General features: G+C 69.1%; 18 protein-coding genes and 1 pseudogene. 14 read left to right on the forward strand and 5 right to left on the reverse strand.

From position 1 onward, the window contains the following. The 8 genes from K3M35_RS18695 to K3M35_RS18730 all read left to right on the forward strand — a co-directional run. On the forward strand, positions 1-453 hold a 453-nt coding region (locus K3M35_RS18695; protein ID WP_220666865.1), incomplete at its 5' end, for a biotin/lipoyl-containing protein. A gap of 128 nt (positions 454-581) precedes the next feature. Next, complete coding sequence (locus K3M35_RS18700; RefSeq protein WP_006550174.1) at positions 582-959, forward strand: DUF1707 domain-containing protein; 378 nt, start codon at positions 582-584, stop codon at positions 957-959. A 119-nt stretch (positions 960-1,078) separates the two neighbouring features. Beyond that, complete coding sequence (locus K3M35_RS18705) at positions 1,079-1,507, forward strand: DUF1707 domain-containing protein (RefSeq protein WP_094981040.1); 429 nt, start codon at positions 1,079-1,081, stop codon at positions 1,505-1,507. A gap of 12 nt (positions 1,508-1,519) precedes the next feature. Then, the gene (locus tag K3M35_RS18710; RefSeq protein WP_094980226.1) at positions 1,520-1,882 is read left to right on the forward strand and encodes a VanZ family protein; all 363 of its coding nucleotides are present in this window, start codon (positions 1,520-1,522) and stop codon (positions 1,880-1,882) included. A 97-nt stretch (positions 1,883-1,979) separates the two neighbouring features. Further along, the gene (locus K3M35_RS18715) at positions 1,980-2,297 is read left to right on the forward strand and encodes an SAV_915 family protein (RefSeq protein ID WP_121208962.1); all 318 of its coding nucleotides are present in this window, start codon (positions 1,980-1,982) and stop codon (positions 2,295-2,297) included. Further along, positions 2,294-2,575, forward strand: a complete 282-nt coding sequence (locus tag K3M35_RS18720; protein ID WP_064060878.1) for a hypothetical protein — start codon at positions 2,294-2,296, stop codon at positions 2,573-2,575. The genes K3M35_RS18715 and K3M35_RS18720 overlap by 4 nt, the downstream gene beginning before the upstream one ends. A 2-nt stretch (positions 2,576-2,577) precedes the next feature. Beyond that, complete coding sequence (locus K3M35_RS18725; RefSeq protein WP_308257091.1) at positions 2,578-3,723, forward strand: hypothetical protein; 1,146 nt, start codon at positions 2,578-2,580, stop codon at positions 3,721-3,723. Next, on the forward strand, positions 3,710-4,645 hold the full coding sequence (locus K3M35_RS18730; protein WP_121208961.1) for a hypothetical protein: 936 nt from the start codon (positions 3,710-3,712) through the stop codon (positions 4,643-4,645). The genes K3M35_RS18725 and K3M35_RS18730 overlap by 14 nt, the downstream gene beginning before the upstream one ends. Before the next feature lie 3 nt (positions 4,646-4,648). Here the strand turns inward: K3M35_RS18730 and K3M35_RS18735 are convergent, their stop codons facing one another. The 3 genes from K3M35_RS18735 to K3M35_RS18745 all read right to left on the reverse strand — a co-directional run bounded on the left by K3M35_RS18735 (position 4,649) and on the right by K3M35_RS18745 (position 7,394). Further along, positions 4,649-5,479 carry a tyrosine-protein phosphatase gene (locus K3M35_RS18735; protein ID WP_121208960.1) on the reverse strand — a complete coding sequence of 277 codons (831 nt, stop codon included), beginning with the start codon at positions 5,477-5,479 and terminating at the stop codon, positions 4,649-4,651. Positions 5,480-5,527: 48 nt separating this feature from the next. After that, positions 5,528-6,862, reverse strand: coding sequence for an L-lysine 6-transaminase (lat, locus tag K3M35_RS18740; RefSeq protein ID WP_121208959.1), 1,335 nt, complete (start codon positions 6,860-6,862; stop codon positions 5,528-5,530). 67 nt (positions 6,863-6,929) lie between these two features. Further along, positions 6,930-7,394, reverse strand: a complete 465-nt coding sequence (locus K3M35_RS18745; RefSeq protein ID WP_064060920.1) for an Lrp/AsnC family transcriptional regulator — start codon at positions 7,392-7,394, stop codon at positions 6,930-6,932. Positions 7,395-7,430: 36 nt separating this feature from the next. Between K3M35_RS18745 and K3M35_RS18750 the strand changes: the two genes are divergently transcribed. Beyond that, complete coding sequence (locus K3M35_RS18750; protein ID WP_220666867.1) at positions 7,431-8,951, forward strand: aldehyde dehydrogenase family protein; 1,521 nt, start codon at positions 7,431-7,433, stop codon at positions 8,949-8,951. Between the two features lie 45 nt (positions 8,952-8,996). Here the strand turns inward: K3M35_RS18750 and K3M35_RS18755 are convergent, their stop codons facing one another. Further along, positions 8,997-9,254 carry a Rho termination factor N-terminal domain-containing protein gene (locus K3M35_RS18755; protein WP_006550162.1) on the reverse strand — a complete coding sequence of 86 codons (258 nt, stop codon included), beginning with the start codon at positions 9,252-9,254 and terminating at the stop codon, positions 8,997-8,999. 100 nt (positions 9,255-9,354) lie between these two features. Here K3M35_RS18755 and K3M35_RS18760 point away from each other — a divergent pair, with 100 nt between their 5' ends. The 4 genes from K3M35_RS18760 to K3M35_RS18775 all read left to right on the forward strand — a co-directional run bounded on the left by K3M35_RS18760 (position 9,355) and on the right by K3M35_RS18775 (position 16,762). Continuing rightward, positions 9,355-10,725: an FAD-binding oxidoreductase gene (locus K3M35_RS18760; protein ID WP_006550161.1), complete on the forward strand. Its 1,371-nt coding sequence runs from the start codon at positions 9,355-9,357 to the stop codon at positions 10,723-10,725. 37 nt (positions 10,726-10,762) lie between these two features. Continuing rightward, positions 10,763-11,323 (forward strand): hypothetical protein, encoded by a 561-nt coding sequence (locus K3M35_RS18765; protein WP_006550159.1) that lies wholly within the window; start codon positions 10,763-10,765, stop codon positions 11,321-11,323. Positions 11,324-11,397: 74 nt separating this feature from the next. Beyond that, positions 11,398-15,960 carry an ATP-dependent helicase gene (locus tag K3M35_RS18770; RefSeq protein WP_220666868.1) on the forward strand — a complete coding sequence of 1,521 codons (4,563 nt, stop codon included), beginning with the start codon at positions 11,398-11,400 and terminating at the stop codon, positions 15,958-15,960. Between the two features lies 1 nt (position 15,961). Then, positions 15,962-16,762 (forward strand): DNA-formamidopyrimidine glycosylase family protein, encoded by an 801-nt coding sequence (locus K3M35_RS18775; protein WP_220666869.1) that lies wholly within the window; start codon positions 15,962-15,964, stop codon positions 16,760-16,762. On the opposite strand, the pseudogene K3M35_RS18780 reads toward K3M35_RS18775, so the two are convergent. Beyond that, positions 16,732-17,274, reverse strand: a pseudogene (locus K3M35_RS18780) (TetR/AcrR family transcriptional regulator); the annotation flags it as partial. The gene K3M35_RS18775 and the pseudogene K3M35_RS18780 overlap by 31 nt on opposite strands. Positions 17,275-17,377: 103 nt before the next feature. On the opposite strand from K3M35_RS18780, the gene K3M35_RS18785 reads away from it, so the two are divergent. Continuing rightward, entirely contained in the window at positions 17,378-17,899 is a 522-nt protein-coding gene (locus K3M35_RS18785) for a hypothetical protein (protein WP_006550155.1), read from the forward strand. The last annotated feature ends 10 nt before the right edge of the window (positions 17,900-17,909 follow it).

Below are 17,909 nucleotides of genomic sequence, written 5' to 3' on the forward strand. Positions count from 1 at the left end.
ACCAAGTGGATCGAGAACGAGTGGGACAACACCATCGAGCCGTACACCGGTGGTGCCCCGATCGAGGACGAGGACGAGGCCCTGCCGCGGCAGAACGTCGTCGTCGAGGTCGGCGGACGCCGCGTCGAGGTGTCGCTGCCCGGGCAGTTCTCGCTCGGCGGTAATGGCGGCGGCGCCGGCGTGATCCGCAAGAAGCCCAAGCCCCGCAAGCGCGGTGGCGGCGGCGCCGGCAAGGCGTCGGGCGACGCGGTGACCGCACCCATGCAGGGCACCGTCGTCAAGGTCGCGGTTGCCGAGGGCCAGGAGGTCGCCGAGGGCGAGCTCATCGCCGTGCTCGAGGCCATGAAGATGGAGAACCCGGTCAACGCCCACAAGGCGGGCGTCGTCACCGGCCTGGCGGTCGAGCCGGGTGCCGCGGTCACCCAGGGCACCGTGCTCACCGAGATCAAGTAGGACCCCGCCCGAGCAACGCTCGAGCAGTACGGCCGACGGTCCCCCGCATCGCTCACGATGCGGGGGACCTCGCCGTATCGGGCCCCCGTGACCGGCTCATGCGCGCGAAAAACCACTAGCCTGGAGTCATGGCCGACCGCCCCGACATCCGCATCGGCACCGCCGAGCGTGAAGAAGCCGTAGCGCTGCTCGGCGAGCACTTCGCCGCGGGCCGTCTCAGCCTGGCGGAATTCGACGAGCGGGTCGCACTCGCCACGCAGGCCACGGTGCGTGGCGACCTGATCCCCTTGTTCGCCGACCTGCCCTCGGCGCCGGCCGCGATGGCCACCACCGGGCCACGCGATCTGGCGGAACAGCTGCTCACGTTGGTTCCGTTCATCCTGGTCGCGCTGCTCGTGATCGTCGTCTTCCGGCACCCGATCGCGCTGCTCATCGCCTTCGGTGTGCTGTTCGTCGCGGGTCGCCGGGCCTACCGGCTCCTCGGCGAGGGCCGCGGGCCGTCCTGACCTCGCGGTACCCGGCCGCGTCCTTCTGCTGTTGCAGAGATCCTGTAGCGGATATCACAGCTCTTCGAGAGGTGCCCGTGGCTGTTGCCGGTCCGACGGCACAGGTTAGTGTGGCCGGCATGCCCGAACACCCCGACGTCCGGATCGGCAACGCAGAACGCAGTGAGGCTCTCGACCTGCTCGGCGAGCACTTCGCGCTCGGCCGGCTGACGCTGTCGGAGTTCGACGAACGCAGCGCGATGGCGTCGGCGGCCGGGACGCGCGGTGATCTCGACGTGCTGTTCACCGACCTGCCCGCCCACCTCACCGATAGCTCGGCCACGACCCGGGACGATCTTCCGGTGATCATCCCGAAGAAGGATCCCGAGCGGTGGCGCGAGGTCGTGATGGGCCTGACGCCGCTGGTCGCGCTCGTGCTGTTCTTCACCTTCGACACGTGGTTGTTCTTCCTGCTGATCCCCGCCGTGGGCATCGTCCTGTTCGCCGGTCGCGACCGGCACGGCCACAGCACCGACAGCGGCGCCAACGCCCGGCGGGACGAGAAGTAGAACGCCTGAACCGTGCCGTCCACGCTCCTCCGGCATCGTGCTCTGCCCCTGATCCTCGCGGTCGTCGTCATCACCGCGATGCTGCTCTCCCCCGGCAGCACGGTGCCGAGCGGCCCGCCGCACGCCGACAAGGTCACACACGCGCTGATGTTCCTTGCGCTCGCGCTCTGCTCCCGCTACGCACGGATCTCCCCCGTCGTCACGGTGGTGTGGCTGGGCCTTTACGGCGTGTTGACAGAGATCCTCCAGGCCACCGTCGCTGTCCGGCGTTCCGGCTCGTTCTGGGACTGGTGCGCCGATCTCGCCGGCGTTGCGATCGGCCTCGCCGTCGCGGCCCTCGTCGGCTCACGTTCTCGCGTACGGTCGAAACCGTAAGCATCAAACCGTGATTCGTCACAAAACCTGCCGCTGGTAGCCTCCTTCGCGCCGACAGTCCGACGGGGGATCGGACAGGCTGCTCACGGGGGAACGAATGTCGCAGGAACAGGTCGCGGACGCACTACCGACGGTGCTCCCGCCGTATCTCTATCTACCGTGCGCGGACGCGGTCCCGGATCCGGCCGATGCCACCGTCGACTATCGGTATCTCAGCGACGGCCGCATCGCGCTGCTCGCCTACACGGCGCTCGACCGTCTCCACTCCTGCTGCGGCGCCGGGCAACCGTGGCTGGTGCTGCCCACGCACGTGCTCCCGCGACTGCGGGAGGCACAGCCGTGGGATTCGCTGCTGCTCGACGTCCCGATACCCGAAGCGGAACGTCGACACCCGGCCTACGGAGACGCGAGATGAGCCTGTACGTCGATCCCGACGAACTCGATCGGGCCGCAGGCATCTACACGGGTGCGGCCACCGACACCGCGGATCTCGCCGATACCTGCCCCACGAGCGTGGACGCGGGTCTTGCGACCGGCCCACTCACCGGCATGCTGGCGCAGATCGTCACCGACCTCGCCGGCACGGTCGAGGTGCTCGGCGGAACGGGTGGCCTGCTGACGACCACAGCGCAGACGTACCGGGAAGCCGACGACGAGGCCGCCGCCGCGCTCGTCCGGACCTGGTCGGAGTGACCGTGCCGATCGACACCTTCATCGCCGGCAACCCCACCGATATCCGACGGGTCGAGGACTGGATCCGCACGACGCTGGGCACCACGATCGGGAACGTCGCCGACGCCGCAGCCCGGGCGCGTCGCATCGCCGACGACGCCTGGGAGGGCGACGCTTCCGAGACCTACCTCGACAGGTCGAGCGAACACGTCCACGCCGTCGACGATTTCCACGAGCGGACATCGAGGACCGCCGATGTCTTCGCGGGCCTGGCGGGCGAACTGTCGCGTGCCCTGTCCGACATGGCCGGCATCCGGGCTCGCGCCGCGGCCGCGGGACTGCCGGTCGTGGGCAACACGATCGGTGATCCTCCCCCGGGTGACGACGAAGTCGCTTTCCGAAGGGCCTCGGCATATCAGGAGGCGAATGACGCCGCCGAGGCGGTGCACGCTCGATGGTCGGTCGCAATCGCAACTGCCGTGAACACCTGGATCGGACACGTGTGGTCCGCGACTTTTCTGACAACCACCGGGTTCGACTCCGCCGACCTGTACCGGAGTGGTCGGGTGAAGGCATTGCTCGAGCTTCGGGAGAGTCTTCGTAACGCAGCACTCCTGTCGATGGAACGATTTCTCGCACTGCCGGACGGCACACCCTACGGTGAACTGCGACGTCTGTTCGATATCGCTCAGCATCCGCTTCAAGACCTCGCCGACACAGGCAGACACCTCGACGAGGCGGTACCGCTGTCCCGAACTGCCGCCAGAGTCGCAGGGGCCGCAAACGCTCTCGGTTTCGTCGCCGGCGTAGGGCTGGACTATTTCGCCGGCGGCGAGTCGCTCGAACAGGCTGTGGCCTCCAACAGCGCGGGTCTGATGGCATCGATGACGACCGGCGCCGCGGTAGGAGCCGCAGTCGGATCGGTCGTTCCCATTGCCGGCACCGCTGTCGGCACTGTGATCGGTGTGCTGGCGGGAACCGCCGGCGGAATCTTCGCATCCGGCATGGTCGACCACATCTACGAGTCGGGCACGAGCTCCGCCTTGGGAACGGTCATGGCCGGGGTGAACGAACTCGGAGGTGCAGCAGACGCTACGGCGGATCTCCTCGACGCGACCGTCGGTGGAGTGACGCGACTGGGACGAGGAGTTCTCGATGCAGTTTTCTGACGGTTCCGACCTCCGCACCTACGGAAATCCGCGGGCACTGTACGTCATCGTGTTCACAGCCGTCGTCGGCCTGTTGTTCCCCGCACTTCTCGTCGGCGTCTTCGTCGAACAGGCAACAGCAGGAATGCCACTCGAAGCACCCACCGGCACGACCTTCCTGTTGGCTCTGGGGGCAACGGTTCTGGTGTATCCGGTGATCGGTTTCCTCATGTACAGCCCACGCACCCGAGCGGAGCACATCGTCGCGGAAACCGAAACCGACTCCCCGGCCTTGGTTCTGCGACAGTCACCTTCGGTCTTCTGGGCCGCTCCCGCTCAGATCGGGATGCTGACGCTGATGTTGCTCGCCGCCGTCTGGACGACCCCGAACGCCGGAGACCGGACGAGCGAGAACGTGATCATGACGATCGTCATCTGCTCGTGGCAGGTCGGTTTCTACTTCTTCGTCGCCCGGCGGACGCTGCGCCCCGGCCGGATCGCACTCTCCGTGGACGGAATCCGCTTCAGCGATCACGCCACCGACACCTGGATACCCTGGAACGCCACGGCATCCGGCGTTCAACCCGATCCCCTGTACGTCGTGCTGGTCGCCCTGCCGCAGTGGGGCGCCGTGACGAGCGCACGAGTTCCGTTGCCGTGGCGGATCATCGACGACCGCAAGGACAGCGACCTACGTCCCTCACCCCGACGCCACCCCGGTCATACTGCCCGCATCGACCGGCGCCGGTTCGAGATCGCTCCCGAACTCCTCGACGCCGTGCTCGACCACTATCTCCGCGACCCCGACGCTCGCGCCGAACTCGCCGATCCCGACGCTGTCGCACGCCGAGTCGACGAGCTGCGCTCCTACGCACCCGGACCGCGGTGGCGACGCTACGGTCCGGTCCCCGTGCCGACCCTGAGCACGCCGGCGCCGAGGTGACGGTCAGGCGGTCGCGTCCGGATCGACGAGCCGGGTCCGCAGGGCCTGCAGGGTGTCGTCGTCGAGACCGAGTCCGGCGGCGAAGTACTGCTCGATGGTTCCGTAGCGCGACAGCGCCTCCTCGATCGCCACCTCGAGGTACTCGCGACGCACACCGAGCAGGGGTGTGATCAGTTCCGGATCGCCGCCGAGCGATGCGAACCGGGCGAAGAAGTCGTCGAAATGCGGGAGCAGTTCGTCGTTCGTGCGCAGGTAGTCGGCGAAGACGGCCTCCTGGTCGGCGCCGGCGAACAGGAGCAGCGACGCCGCCGCCCACCCGGTGCGGTCCTTGCCGGCACTGCAGTGCACGAGCCCCGGAACGTCGCCGTGCGCGACGGTGTCGGCCAGGGTCCGGTACGACGCCACTGCGCTCGGAAGAGTGACGAAATCGCGGTAGCTCTGACGTAGGTAGTCGGTGGCGCGACCGTCCCCGAGTATCTGCGACACCAACTCCGGATTCGACACGAGTTGCGGCAGCGCCGCCGCGATCGATCCGCCTTCACGATCAGCGAGGACGTCGAGGCCGAGGTGCCGGGCGCCGTCGGGGACGCGATCGGGACGGGCCTGCTGCTCCTCGAGCGTGCGCAGGTCGAAGACCGTCGCAATACTCAGGGCATCGAGGGTCTCGAGGTCGGTGTCGGTCAGGCGGCTGAGGTCGGTGGAGCGGAAGACCACCCCGGTGCGGACCACGCCGCTGAACGAACTACGGCAACCGCCGATGTCCCTCAGGTTGGCGAGCGACGGAATCGCGAAGGACTCGCCGCCGGTCACGGTCTCGTCCAGTGCATCGGCCATATCCGACAAGCTACCGCCGTGCGGCCCCGAACAGGGGGACCCGCCCCGTCATTCGTACTGCGAGGTCACCCTGTCGAGCGCGTCGAGGACCTCGTCGAGCTCGTGGGTGGTGACGATCAGCGGCGGCCGGAAGCGGATGCCGCGCGTGCCCGTCCCGATCACGAGGACGTGCTCGTCGCGGTACAGCCGTCGCAGCACCTCGTCGCGGATCTCCGGAGTCGGGAGGTCGACGGCGCACATCAGTCCGCGTCCGCGCGGCTCGGTGACGACCGGTCGTCGCGCTGCGAGCTGCTGCAACCCCGACAGCAGGTGCGCCCCACTCAACCGTGCACGGTCGATCAGCCGGTCGTGCTCGACGACCTCGAGGATGCGGCGGGCCCGCACCATGTCGGTGAGGTTGCCGCCCCACGTCGAGTTGATCCGCGAACTCACGGCGAACACGTTGTCGGGCACCTCGTCGATACGTTCGCCGGCCATGATCCCGCACACCTGAGTCTTCTTGCCGAAGGCGACGATGTCGGGGGTGACGCCGAGCTGCTGGTAGGCCCATGCGGTGCCGGTCGTGCCGGCGCCGGTCTGCACCTCGTCGAAGATCAGCAGGGCGTCGTTCTCCCGGCACAGCTGTGCGATCGACCGGAAGAACTCGGGACGGAAGTGGTGGTCGCCGCCTTCCCCCTGGATCGGTTCGGCGATGAAGCATGCGATGTCGTGGGCGCGTTCGGCGAAGGCTCGTCGGGCCTGTTCGAGGGCCTTCTCCTCGGCCGCGGCGACATCACGGCCCTCGACAAGATAGGGCGCGTCGATCCGCGGCCAGTCGAACTTGGGGAACCGATCGGTCTTGACCGGATCGGTGTTGGTCAGCGACAGGGTGTACCCGGTGCGGCCGTGGAAGGCCCCGGTCAGGTGCAGCACCGAACCGCCCGGGTGGGCGGACAGACCGCGGGACTCGTTGAGGCGGCTCTTCCAGTCGAACGCCACCTTGAGCGCGTTCTCCACAGCGAGCCCGCCGCCGTCGACGAAGAACAGGTGCGGGAGCGCTGGGTCGCCGAGGACGCGCACGAAGGTCTCGACGAAGCGTGCCATGGGCACGGTGTAGATGTCGGAGTTGCTGGGCTTGTTCGCCGCGACGGCGGCGAGTTCGTGCGCTGCCTCCGGATCGGTCAGCGCGGGATGGTTCATCCCGAGCGTGGACGACGCGAAAAACCCGAACATGTCGAGATAGGTCGTTCCGTCCCGGGCGTCGACGAGGCGGACTCCCCGGGAGCGGTCGAGATCGAGGACGAGGTCGAAACCGTCGGCGAGCATGTGCCGGCCGAGGATGCTGTGTACCCGGTCGGGGGCGAGATTCTCGGCACCGTCCGGGTTTCGGAATGCAGTGCTCATGACCCCACCGTACGCGAGACTCAACGGGACAAACCCGGTATCACAGCAACATTTACGGCGCAGAGGCCTATCGTTCGTAAAATGTTTGCAGAACGACGGTGCTGCGGGTGGCGACATTGGCGGTCGCCCGGATCTCCTGCAGCAACCGCTCGAGAGCGCGAGGAGACTCGACACGCACGAGGAGGATGTAGCTTTCGTCGCCTGCCACCGAATGACACGATTCGATCGCGGAGATGTGCCGGAGGCGGGCCGGCGCGTCGTCGGGTTGCGACGGATCGAGAGGGGTGATCGCCACGAACGCCGACAGCATCAGCCCGAGCGCTTCGGGATCGACGCGCGCACTGTATCCGCGGATCACGCTGCGCGCTTCGAGCCGGCGCACCCGCGACTGCACGGCCGAGACGGACAGCCCTGCCTTCTCGGCGAGCGCCGCGAGTGTCGCGCGACCGTCGGCGACCAGTTCGCGCAGCAACATCCGATCGATGTCGTCCAGCGACTCCTTCGACGAGTCGTTTCTCGAGGATTCGGGCACCAGCGCAGGGTATCCGAGCAGCAAAGGAGCTCACCGATGAATGCGACCACCGATCTCGCCGACCGCGCGGCGACCGCGCTGAGGCAGTGCGGCGCCGACGCCGTGCCCGACAGCGCCCTGCCCGCCGGCGTGACACTCGCGGTGACCAGCCCGATCGACGGCAGCGTGCTCGGGCACGTACCCGTCCACTCGGCCACCGAGGTCGATGCGACGATCACCGCGGCGGCACGGGCCTTCGAGCAGTGGCGCCACGTCCCCGCCCCGGTGCGCGGCCGCGTGGTGCGACGGCTCGGCGAACTGCTCGTCGAGCACAAGCGGCATCTCGCCGAGCTCGTCACCCTGGAGGCGGGGAAGATCCCGTCGGAGGCCGCGGGCGAGGTGCAGGAGATGATCGACGTCTGTGAGTTCGCCGTCGGTCTGTCGCGACAGCTCTACGGGCGGACGATGCCGTCCGAGCGGCCCGGGCACCGGCTCATGGAGATCTGGCATCCGCTCGGCGTGGTGGGCGTGATCTCCGCGTTCAACTTTCCCGTGGCGGTGTGGTCGTGGAACACCGCGATCGCGCTGGTGTGCGGCGACCCGGTGGTGTGGAAACCGTCGGAGACCACCCCGCTCACCGCCCTCGCCTGCGACGCGCTGCTGCGCCGCGCCGCCGCCGACGTCGGCGCCCCCGGCGGTCTCCATCACCTGCTCCTCGGCGACCACAGGGTGGGTGAGGCGCTCGTCGACGATCCCCGTGTCGCCCTGGTGAGTGCGACCGGCTCCACCCGGATGGGGCGGATCGTCGGGCCGCGGGTCGCGGCGAGGTTCGGTCGCTGCCTGCTCGAACTCGGCGGCAACAACGCGGCGATCGTCGCTCCGTCCGCCGATCAGGACCTCGCCGTCCGGGGCGTCGTGTTCGCCGCAGCCGGCACGGCGGGCCAGCGCTGCACCAGCCTGCGCCGGCTGATCGTGCACCGATCGATCGCCGACGAGTTCGTCGAGCGCATCGCGAAGGCGTACTCGCGTCTGCGGGTGGGGAATCCGCTGGACGAGGGTGTCCTCGTGGGTCCGCTCATCTCCGAACGGTCCTACGAGGCGATGACCGCGGCGCTCGACCGCGCGCAGACCGACGGGGGCACGCTCGTCGTCGGCGGCGAACGGGTGGAGGTCACCGGTGGTGGCGTGTACGTCTCCCCCGCACTGGTCCGGATGCCGGCGCAGACCGAGGTGGTGCGCGAGGAGACCTTCGCCCCGATCCTGTACGTCCTCGACTACGACGACCTCGACGAGGCGATCGCCTTGCACAACGGTGTTCCACAGGGCCTGTCGTCGGCGATATTCACGCTCGACCAGCGCGAGGCCGAATTGTTCCTCGCCCGATCCGACTGCGGCATCGCGAATGTCAATATCGGCACCTCGGGGGCCGAGATCGGCGGCGCCTTCGGCGGGGAGAAGCACACCGGCGGCGGGCGCGAATCCGGATCGGATGCGTGGAAGGCGTACATGCGGCGGGCGACTAACACCGTCAACTACTCGACGGAGCTGCCGCTCGCCCAGGGTGTCGAGTTCGGCTGATCCCGAACGACGTTCGTACGCCTGAACGACGACGTTCGCGGGCGGCTAGTGGTTGCGCAGTGCGTCGATCAGTTCGTCCTTCTTCATGTCGGAGTAACCGGTCATGCCCAGTTCCTTCGCACGCTTCTTCAGGTCGTCGACCGTCCAGTCGTCGTAGGAGCCGGACTTGCCACCCTTCTTCCCGACCTGCGACTTACCCTCGTTCGCAGCCGCGTTGGAGATCCGGGCCGCCTTCTCCTTGGAGGCACCGTCCTCGCGCAGGTCCTCGTACATCTTCTCGTTCTTGATCGACGGATTCGGCATCGTCTTCTCCTTTCCGTGTCCTGCGGAAGGGGTACCCGACGACACTTCACCCAATCAGAGGATCTGTGGCCTGTGACACATCCTGTGGTAGACCTGGGGCGTGTATCCAGGGAACCTGCTCGACGAACTCCGCGGGCAGCTGCCCGCCGGCGCACTGATCATCGATCCCGACATCCTCGCCGGCTACCGGCAGGACCGGGCGCAGGACCCGGACGCCGCGGTTCCCCTCGCGCTCGTACGGGCCACATCCACCGCGGACGTGCAGGCGACACTGCGGTGGGCGAACGCCCACCGGGTGCCGGTAGTGCCCCGCGGTGCCGGCACGAGTCTGTCCGGCGGGTCCGGCGGGCTCGCCGACGGGATCGTGCTCAGCACCGAGAAGATGCGGGCGATCACCGTCGACACCGCGACCCGCACCGCCGTCGTCCAGCCCGGTCTGCTCAACGTCGAGGTGAAGCAGGCCGCGGCCGAACACGGACTCTGGTATCCACCGGATCCGTCGTCGTTCGAGATCTGCACGATCGGCGGCAACGCGGCCACCAATGCCGGTGGGCTGTGTTGCGTGAAGTACGGGGTGACGACCGACTACGTGCTCGGACTCGAGGTGGTCCTCGCCGACGGTACCGCGGTGCGGCTCGGCGGTCCGCGGGTCAAGGACGTCGCGGGCCTGTCGCTGACGAAGCTGTTCGTCGGCAGCGAGGGCACTCTCGGGGTCATCACCGAGGTGACCTTGCGCCTCGTCCCACCGCCGCCACCGGCGTCCACGATGGTCGCGACCTTCGCCACCGTGCAGGCCGCCGCCGACGCGGTCGTCGCGATCACCGCGGTCCTGCGACCGGCGATGCTCGAATTCATGGACAGGGCGTCGATCGGGGCGGTGGAGGACATGCTGCGCATGGGACTCGACCGCACCGCCGAAGCCATGCTCATCGCACGCTCCGACGCACCCGGCAACGCGGCCGCGGAGGAGATCGAGATCATGGTGCGGGCCTGCCGCGAGGCCGGCGCCGACGACGTCTTCGCGACCGACGACCCAGAGGAGGGTGAGGCGTTCACCGTCGCCCGCCGCATGGCGATCCCGGCCGTCGAGCGCACCGGCAGCCTGTTGCTCGAGGACGTCGGGGTGCCGATCCCCGCACTGCCGGAACTGGTGAGCAGAATCGCCGATCTCGCAACCCGACACGACGTCACCGTCGCCGTGATCGCCCACGCCGGGGACGGCAACACCCACCCGCTGATCGTCTACGACCCCGCCGACGAGGACATGACGGCGCGGGCGCAGACGGTCTTCGGGAAGATCATGGATCTCGCGATCGAACTCGGCGGCACCATCACCGGTGAACACGGTGTCGGCCGGCTCAAGAAGGCCTGGCTACCCGATCAGGTGGGACCGGACGTGATGGCGTTGACCGAGCGGATCAAAGCCGCGCTCGACCCGAACGCGATCCTGAATCCCGGCGTGGTGATCTGATGACCCACACCACATCGGCTGCGGTCATAATCGTCGCGTGAACACCCGTGTGCCCCCGTCAACGACCGCCCTGCCGCTGCGCGAGACCAAGTACCGCGAGCTCGAACAGTATCCCGAGTTCGGCTCCGTCACGGCCTGGCTCCGCGACGTCGTGTCGTCGATCGTGCCCAACGCCCGCATGAGCGAATGCGAGTACTGGTCCGTCGTGTGTCTTCCCGCCGGCGAGCCGGACGACCCGCGGAAGCCGCTGGTGTCGGTGCACGCCGGCAACATGGCGGTCGCAGGGATGTTCCTCGACCTCTCCGACGGGCAGCGGAGCCTCGCCGGCTACGTCCGTGTGTCGGGGGCCGAGCTGGAGAAGGCGTCGGGTTCGACCCGCGAGCAGCTCGCGGCGGACTCCCCCGGCCTCTCCTTCATCGACGAGGGCTCCGTGGTGTCCGTGGTGTGGAGCGACGAACCCGCCGCGCGGGAGCAGTTCGAGGCGCTGCCGTGGCGGGCCCCGGCGCGGGCGCTCGTGACGGAACTGATGCGCGGCGGCCGCAACTCCTGGGCCGACGATCACTGCCGGCAGATCGCCCGGTTCGCGTACGACGACTGAGCGGGTTCACGTGCGGCGACTGACTGGGTTCACGTGCGGCGACTGAGTGTGTCGGTCGGCGGGTAGACGATGGGATGGTGACCGACATCCTCGATCGTTTCTCCGCGCCGACCCGGGCGTGGTTCGCCGGGGCGTTCGAGTCCCCGACCCCGGCCCAGCTCGGCGCGTGGGATTCGATCTCCTCGGGAGCCCACACGCTCGTCGTCGCCCCCACCGGCTCGGGCAAGACCCTGTCGGCGTTCCTGTGGTCGCTCGACCGGCTCTCGTCCACCCCGGCCGACGAGCACGCCGCGCGCGAGCACCGCACCCGCGTGCTGTACGTCTCGCCGCTCAAGGCCCTCGCCGTCGACGTCGAGCGCAACCTGCGGTCTCCGCTCGTCGGCATCACCCAGACCGCGAAACGGCTCGGTCTGACGCCACCCGACATCACCGTCGGTGTGCGTTCCGGCGACACCTCCCAGGCCGATCGTCGCGCCATGGCGCGCACGCCACCGGACATCCTCATCACGACGCCCGAGTCGCTCTTCCTCATGCTCACCTCGTCCGCGCGGGAGAACCTCGTCGGTGTCGAGACGGTGATCGTCGACGAGGTCCACGCGGTGGCGGGGACGAAACGCGGGGCGCATCTCGCGCTGTCGCTCGAGCGTCTCGACCAGCTCCTGCGCGCGCCGGCCCAACGCATCGGGTTGTCGGCCACCGTGCGACCGCACGAGGAGGTCGGCCGGTTCCTCGCCGGTTCCGCCCCCATCCGGATCGTCGCGCCGCCCTCGGCGAAGACGTGGGATCTCGCGGTGCGCGTACCGGTCGAGGACATGACCGAACTCGGGGTTTCCGAGCCCGACGAGGAATCGTTCTCACCCACACCGCAGGCCGGGTCGATCTGGCCGCACGTCGAGGAGCAGATCGTCGATCTCATCACCGAGCACCGGTCGACGATCGTGTTCGCCAATTCCCGGCGACTGTCCGAACGTCTCACCGCCCGGCTCAACGAGATCCAGGCCGAACGCCTCGGCGAGCAGGTGGACCGCGAGGGCGCACCGCCTTCGCAGCTCGGATCGCCCACCGAGACCACCGCCGGCGCTGCACCCGTGCTCGCTCGCGCCCACCACGGGTCGGTGAGCAAGGACCAGCGCGCTCTGATCGAGGACGATCTCAAGTCGGGCCGGTTGCGGTGCGTGGTGGCGACGTCGAGTCTCGAACTCGGCATCGACATGGGTGCGGTCGATCTCGTGATCCAGGTCGAGGCTCCGCCCTCGGTGGCCAGCGGTCTGCAGCGCGTCGGTCGCGCCGGGCACCAGGTGGGCGAGACCTCACGCGGCGTGCTGTTCCCCAAGCACCGCACCGATCTCGTGCACTGCGCGGTGACCGTCGAGCGGATGGTCGAGGGACACATCGAGGCGCTGCAGGTCCCGGCGAATCCACTGGACGTGCTCGCCCAGCAGACGGTCGCGGCCACGGCCCTCGAACCCGTCGACGTCGACGACTGGTTCGACACGGTGCGGCGCAGCGGATCGTTCGCGACGCTCTCCCGCGGCGTCTACGAATCCGTCCTCGACCTGCTCGCCGGCCGCTATCCGTCCGACGAGTTCGCCGAGCTCCGTCCCCGGGTGGTATGGGACCGCACGGCAGGCACCCTCATCGGCAGGCCCGGCGCCCAACGGCTCGCCGTCACCTCCGGCGGCACGATCCCCGACCGCGGCCTGTTCACCGTGTACATGGTCGGCGAAAAGAACACGCGGGTGGGCGAACTCGACGAGGAGATGGTCTACGAGTCGCGAGTGGGTGACGTCTTCGCGCTCGGTGCCACCAGCTGGCGGATCGAGGAGATCACCTTCGACCGGGTGCTGGTCTCCCCCGCCTACGGCCGGCCCGGCCGGTTGCCCTTCTGGCACGGCGACAGTCAGGGTCGACCCGCCGAACTCGGTGCCGCGCTCGGCGCATTCCTGCGCGAGATGGGCCACGCCTCGCCGGAGGACGCCGAGACCCGCTGCCGCAAAGGTGGTCTCGACGACTACGCCACCGGAAATCTCATCCGTCTGCTCGACGAGCAGCGCACCGCCACCGGTCACCTGCCCACCGACCGAACACTCGTCGTCGAACGGTTCCGCGACGAACTCGGCGACTGGCGGCTGGTGCTGCACTCGCCGTTCGGGTTGCGAGTGCACGCGCCGTGGGCGCTCGCGGTGGGCGCGCGGCTGCTCGAACGCTACGGCATCGAATCGCACCCCACCCCGTCCGACGACGGCATCATCGTCCGACTGCCCGACACCGACGACGCCCCGCCCGGCTCGGAGATCTTCGTCTTCGACACCGAGGAGATCGACGACATCGTCACCGAACAGGTCGGCGGCTCCGCGTTGTTCGCGTCCCGCTTCCGGGAGTGCGCGGCGCGGGCCCTGCTCCTGCCCCGCCGCAACCCGGGCAAGCGCGCCCCGCTGTGGCAGCAGCGCCAACGATCGGCGCAACTGCTCGACGTCGCTCGCCGCTTTCCCGACTTCCCGATCCTGCTCGAGACGGTGCGCGAGTGCCTGCAGGACGTCTACGACCTGCCTGCTCTGCGCGACCTGCTCGGCAGCATCGCCCAGCGCAAGATCCGGCTGGTGGAGGTCGAGACTCCCACGGCCTCACCGTTCGCGACGTCGCTGCTGTTCTCCTATGTGGGTGAGTTCCTGTACGAGGGCGACAGCCCGCTCGCCGAACGTCGGGCCGCGGCACTGTCGCTCGACTCGACGCTGCTCGCCGAACTTCTCGGCCGGGTCGAGCTGCGCGAACTGCTCGACGCCGACGTCATCACCGAGGCCGAGCACGAACTGCAACGCCTGACCCCGCAGCGACGGGCACGCGACGCCGAGGGCGTCGCCGATCTGCTGCGTCTGCTCGGTCCGCTCACCGAGGCCGAGCTGCGCGAGCGCACCACCGACGACCCGACGTCCTGGATCGAGGATCTCGAAGCGCAACGCCGCGCGTTGCGTGTCTCGTACGCGGGTGAGCACCGATGGGCGGCGGTCGAGGACGCCTCACGCCTGCGCGACGCGCTGGGCGTGCCCCTGCCGATCGGGGTCCCGACGGTGTTCGTCGAACCGGTCCCCGACCCGCTCGGCGATCTGATCGCCCGGCACGCCCGCACCCACGGCCCGTTCACCACCGCGCAGGCCGCCGCCCGGTTCGGACTGGGCACGGCGGTCGTCGAATCCGTCCTCGGCCGGCTCGCGTCCGAGAAGCGCGTCACGGCAGGCGAATTCCGCCCGGGTGCGAGCGGATCGGAATGGTGCGACACGGAGGTGCTCCGAAGGCTGCGGCGCCGGTCGCTCGCCGCCGCCCGGCAGGACGTCGAACCCGTCAGCACCACGACCCTCGGACGATTCCTGCCCGACTGGCACCACCTCGGCACCGGCCCGGGCACGAGTGCGCTCTACGGCATCGACGGTGTCCTCACCGTCGTCGAACAACTCGCCGGGGTACCGGTGCCCGCGAGCGCCCTCGAACCGCTGATCCTCGCTCCCCGCGTGCGCGACTACACCCCGACGATGCTCGACGAACTCACCACGACCGGTGAGGTCCTGTGGTCGGGTGCCGGGTCCATCTCCGGGAAGGACGGCTGGGTGGCACTGCATCCGGCCGATCTGGCCCCGGCGAGCCTCGCTCCGGTCGACGACATCGAGCTGGGGCCGGTGCACCGGGCGATCCTCGAGTCGCTCTCGGGCGGCGGCGCGTACTTCTTCCGGCAACTCGTCGACGCCGTCACCGTCCTCCACACCACGGCGAGCGACACGACGGTCGCCGACGCCCTGTGGGAGCTGGTGTGGAGCGGGCATATCGCGGGCGACACCCTCGCCCCGCTGCGCGCCCTGATCGGCGACACCTCCCGTGCCAAGCCCGCCCACCGCACCCCGCGCCGGGCGCCGCGCGCCCGGATGTACCGGGCCCGGCCCACGCTGCCGAGCCGCACCGGGCCACCGACCGTGAGCGGGCGCTGGTCGATGCTGCCCGAACGCGAGACCGACGCGACGGTCCGCGCACACACCACCGCCGAACTGCTGCTCGAGCGGTACGGCGTGGTCACCCGCGGTGTCGTCGTCGGCGAGGGTGTGCCCGGCGGATTCGCGACGATGTACAAGGTGCTCAGCCGGTTCGAGGAGACGGGCCGGTGCCGCCGCGGTTACTTCGTCGATTCGCTGGGCGGAGCGCAGTTCTCGACACCGTCGGTCGTCGACCGTCTCCGGTCGTTCTCGGATTCGATCGAGGGCCGGCACTCGGAGACCGCGGCCGTCACCCTCGCGGCGTGCGATCCGGCCAACCCGTACGGTGCGGCACTGCCGTGGCCGAAGTCGTCGGCCGACGACGACGCGCCGCGGCACCGGCCGGGCCGCAAGGCCGGTGGACTCGTGGTGCTCGTCGACGGGGCGCTCGTGCTGTTCGTCGAACGCGGCGGACGCACGCTGCTCACCTTCGACGACGATCCGGGCCGGTTGCGCAGCGCATGCGCGTCGCTCGCTGCGAGCGTCAAACGCGGTGGTGTCGACAAGATCGTCGTCGAGAAGATCGACGGTGAGACGATCCATGGGCACGAGTTCGCCGGATATCTTGCCGAAGCGGGATTCTCGGCGACCCCGCGCGGCTACCGGCTGAGGTTCTGACGTGCCCGAGGGAGACACCGTGTTCCGCGCCGCGCACCGCCTCCGAACGGCACTGGAGGGAAAGGTGCTCACAGAGACGGACTTCCGCGTTCCGCGTTTCGCCACGGCCGATTTCACCGGGTGCACGGTCGACGAAGTGGTCTCGAGGGGCAAGCACCTACTCGTCCGCGTCGCCGACGTCTCGATCCATTCGCACCTGAAGATGGAAGGCGAATGGCACGTCTATCCGCGCGGAACACGGTGGCGCAAGCCCGGATACAAGGCGCGCATCGTGCTCGGCACCGAGGACGTGCAGGCGGTGGGTTTCGAACTCGGCATCGTCGAGGTGCTCGCCCGTGACCGGGAGGATGACGCCGTGGGCCATCTCGGGCCGGATCTGCTCGGTCCCGATTGGGATCCCGAGCGTGCGGCGGCGAATCTCGTGCGCGACCCGGACCGTCCGATCGGGGTGGCCCTGCTCGATCAGCGCATCATGGCCGGCGTCGGGAACGTGTACCGCTCCGAATTGTGCTTCCTGCGGGGCGTCGATCCGTGGACCCCGGTCGTGCAGGCCGGGGATCCCGCTGCGTGGGTCGACCTCACGCATCGGTTGCTGGTCGCGAACCGCGACCGGACGACCCGTATCACCACCGGCGACCGTCGTCCGGGCCGCAATCTGTGGGTCTACGGGCGTCGCGGGAAGCCGTGCAGACGCTGCCATACCCCGATCCGGTTCGGCGAGATCGGCACCGCGACCGATCCCGAGCGGGTGGTCTACCGGTGCCCGCGATGTCAGCCGCGCCCGGAAGGATCCCCGCCCTGATCGCCCTGTAGACACGCCGCCCTGCCGGCGTCCTCGACGAGCGCGACGCAGTGCCGGACGAGGGTGTCTCGCGACACGGCGAGGTCGCCTTCGAGGTACCTCATGAACAGGCTGGTGAGGGCGCCGACGGCACCGACGGCCACCATGTGGCGCTGTCCCTCGTCGCCACCCGGGGGTAGTTGGTCGCGGACCAGCGCGACGAAGGCCGGGGCGAGTTCGATACCGCGCCGACTGATTGTGGGTTCGCGCAGCGGGGCGAGGAGGAGCACGCGTCCCTTCGCGGGGTCGTCGACCATGAGCTCGACGAACGCCCGCACCGCGGCCTCGGCCCGGCCGAGGGTGGGGGCGGACAGTACCGCCTCGGTCAGCGCGTCGCGGGCGCGGTCGGCGACGTGGGCGTAGACCTCGCGGACGAAGGTGTCGCGGTCGGTGAAGCTCTCGTAGAAGTACCGTTCGGTGAGTTCGGCGGCCCGGCACACGGCCCTGACGTTCGCTGCCGCGCCGTCGGGCGCTCAGCCCGAAGGTGACGGATCGCCACCGTCCCACTTCTGTTTCACCCTGACGCACCCTTCCGGTAGCGGCGTCGACGAGGGCGTTCTGTGTCACGCTAGCGAGGTGTCCACGCCCTCGTACCTGTCGTCCGGACGGCGCCGCCCTCTGTCCCCGGAGTCGGCGGCCTCCCGCATCAGCGCCTACGTCTACGGCAACATCCTGGTGCTGGCCGCGCTCGTCCCCATCACGACCTCGCCCGAGTACATCGGGATCGCGATCGTGATCGGCACCGCACTCTCGACGTTCATCGCCCATGTCTTCGCGGAGTCGGTCGCTCAGTCCGTTCGTTCGGGTGCTCAACTCACGCGCAGCGAACGCATCGAGGAACTCCGCGACTCCGTTCCCATCCTGTCGTCGGCGGTATTGCCCTGTCTCGTGCTCGCCACGGCCTGGGTCGGCTGGCTCGAGCCCCGGACGGCCCACATCCTCGCCGAGGTCGCCGTGCTGATCCGTATCGGCTCGACCGTATTCGTCGTGCGCCGGTTACAGAATCGCAGCCCGACCCACCGGACCGTGGCGGCCGCGGTGGGGGTGGCTCTGATCGCGACGGTCGTGGTCGTCGTGAAGGTCGTGCTCACGCACTGACCGCCGCGAA

The organism is Rhodococcus sp. DMU2021 (assembly GCF_019641445.1).
Lineage (GTDB): Bacteria > Actinomycetota > Actinomycetes > Mycobacteriales > Mycobacteriaceae > Rhodococcus > Rhodococcus pyridinivorans.

Bases quoted from the DNA above. Each gene is read 5' to 3' on its own strand.
- K3M35_RS18700 (WP_006550174.1), top strand. From the start codon at position 582: ATGGCCGACCGCCCCGACATCCGCATCGGCACCGCCGAGCGTGAAGAA.
- K3M35_RS18705 (WP_094981040.1), top strand. From the start codon at position 1,079: ATGCCCGAACACCCCGACGTCCGGATCGGCAACGCAGAACGCAGTGAG.
- K3M35_RS18715 (WP_121208962.1), top strand. From the start codon at position 1,980: ATGTCGCAGGAACAGGTCGCGGACGCACTACCGACGGTGCTCCCGCCG.
- K3M35_RS18720 (WP_064060878.1), top strand. From the start codon at position 2,294: ATGAGCCTGTACGTCGATCCCGACGAACTCGATCGGGCCGCAGGCATC.
- K3M35_RS18730 (WP_121208961.1), top strand. From the start codon at position 3,710: ATGCAGTTTTCTGACGGTTCCGACCTCCGCACCTACGGAAATCCGCGG.
- K3M35_RS18735 (WP_121208960.1), bottom strand. From the start codon at position 5,479: ATGGCCGATGCACTGGACGAGACCGTGACCGGCGGCGAGTCCTTCGCG.
- lat (WP_121208959.1), bottom strand. From the start codon at position 6,862: ATGAGCACTGCATTCCGAAACCCGGACGGTGCCGAGAATCTCGCCCCC.
- K3M35_RS18750 (WP_220666867.1), top strand. From the start codon at position 7,431: ATGAATGCGACCACCGATCTCGCCGACCGCGCGGCGACCGCGCTGAGG.
- K3M35_RS18755 (WP_006550162.1), bottom strand. From the start codon at position 9,254: ATGCCGAATCCGTCGATCAAGAACGAGAAGATGTACGAGGACCTGCGC.
- K3M35_RS18770 (WP_220666868.1), top strand. From the start codon at position 11,398: ATGGTGACCGACATCCTCGATCGTTTCTCCGCGCCGACCCGGGCGTGG.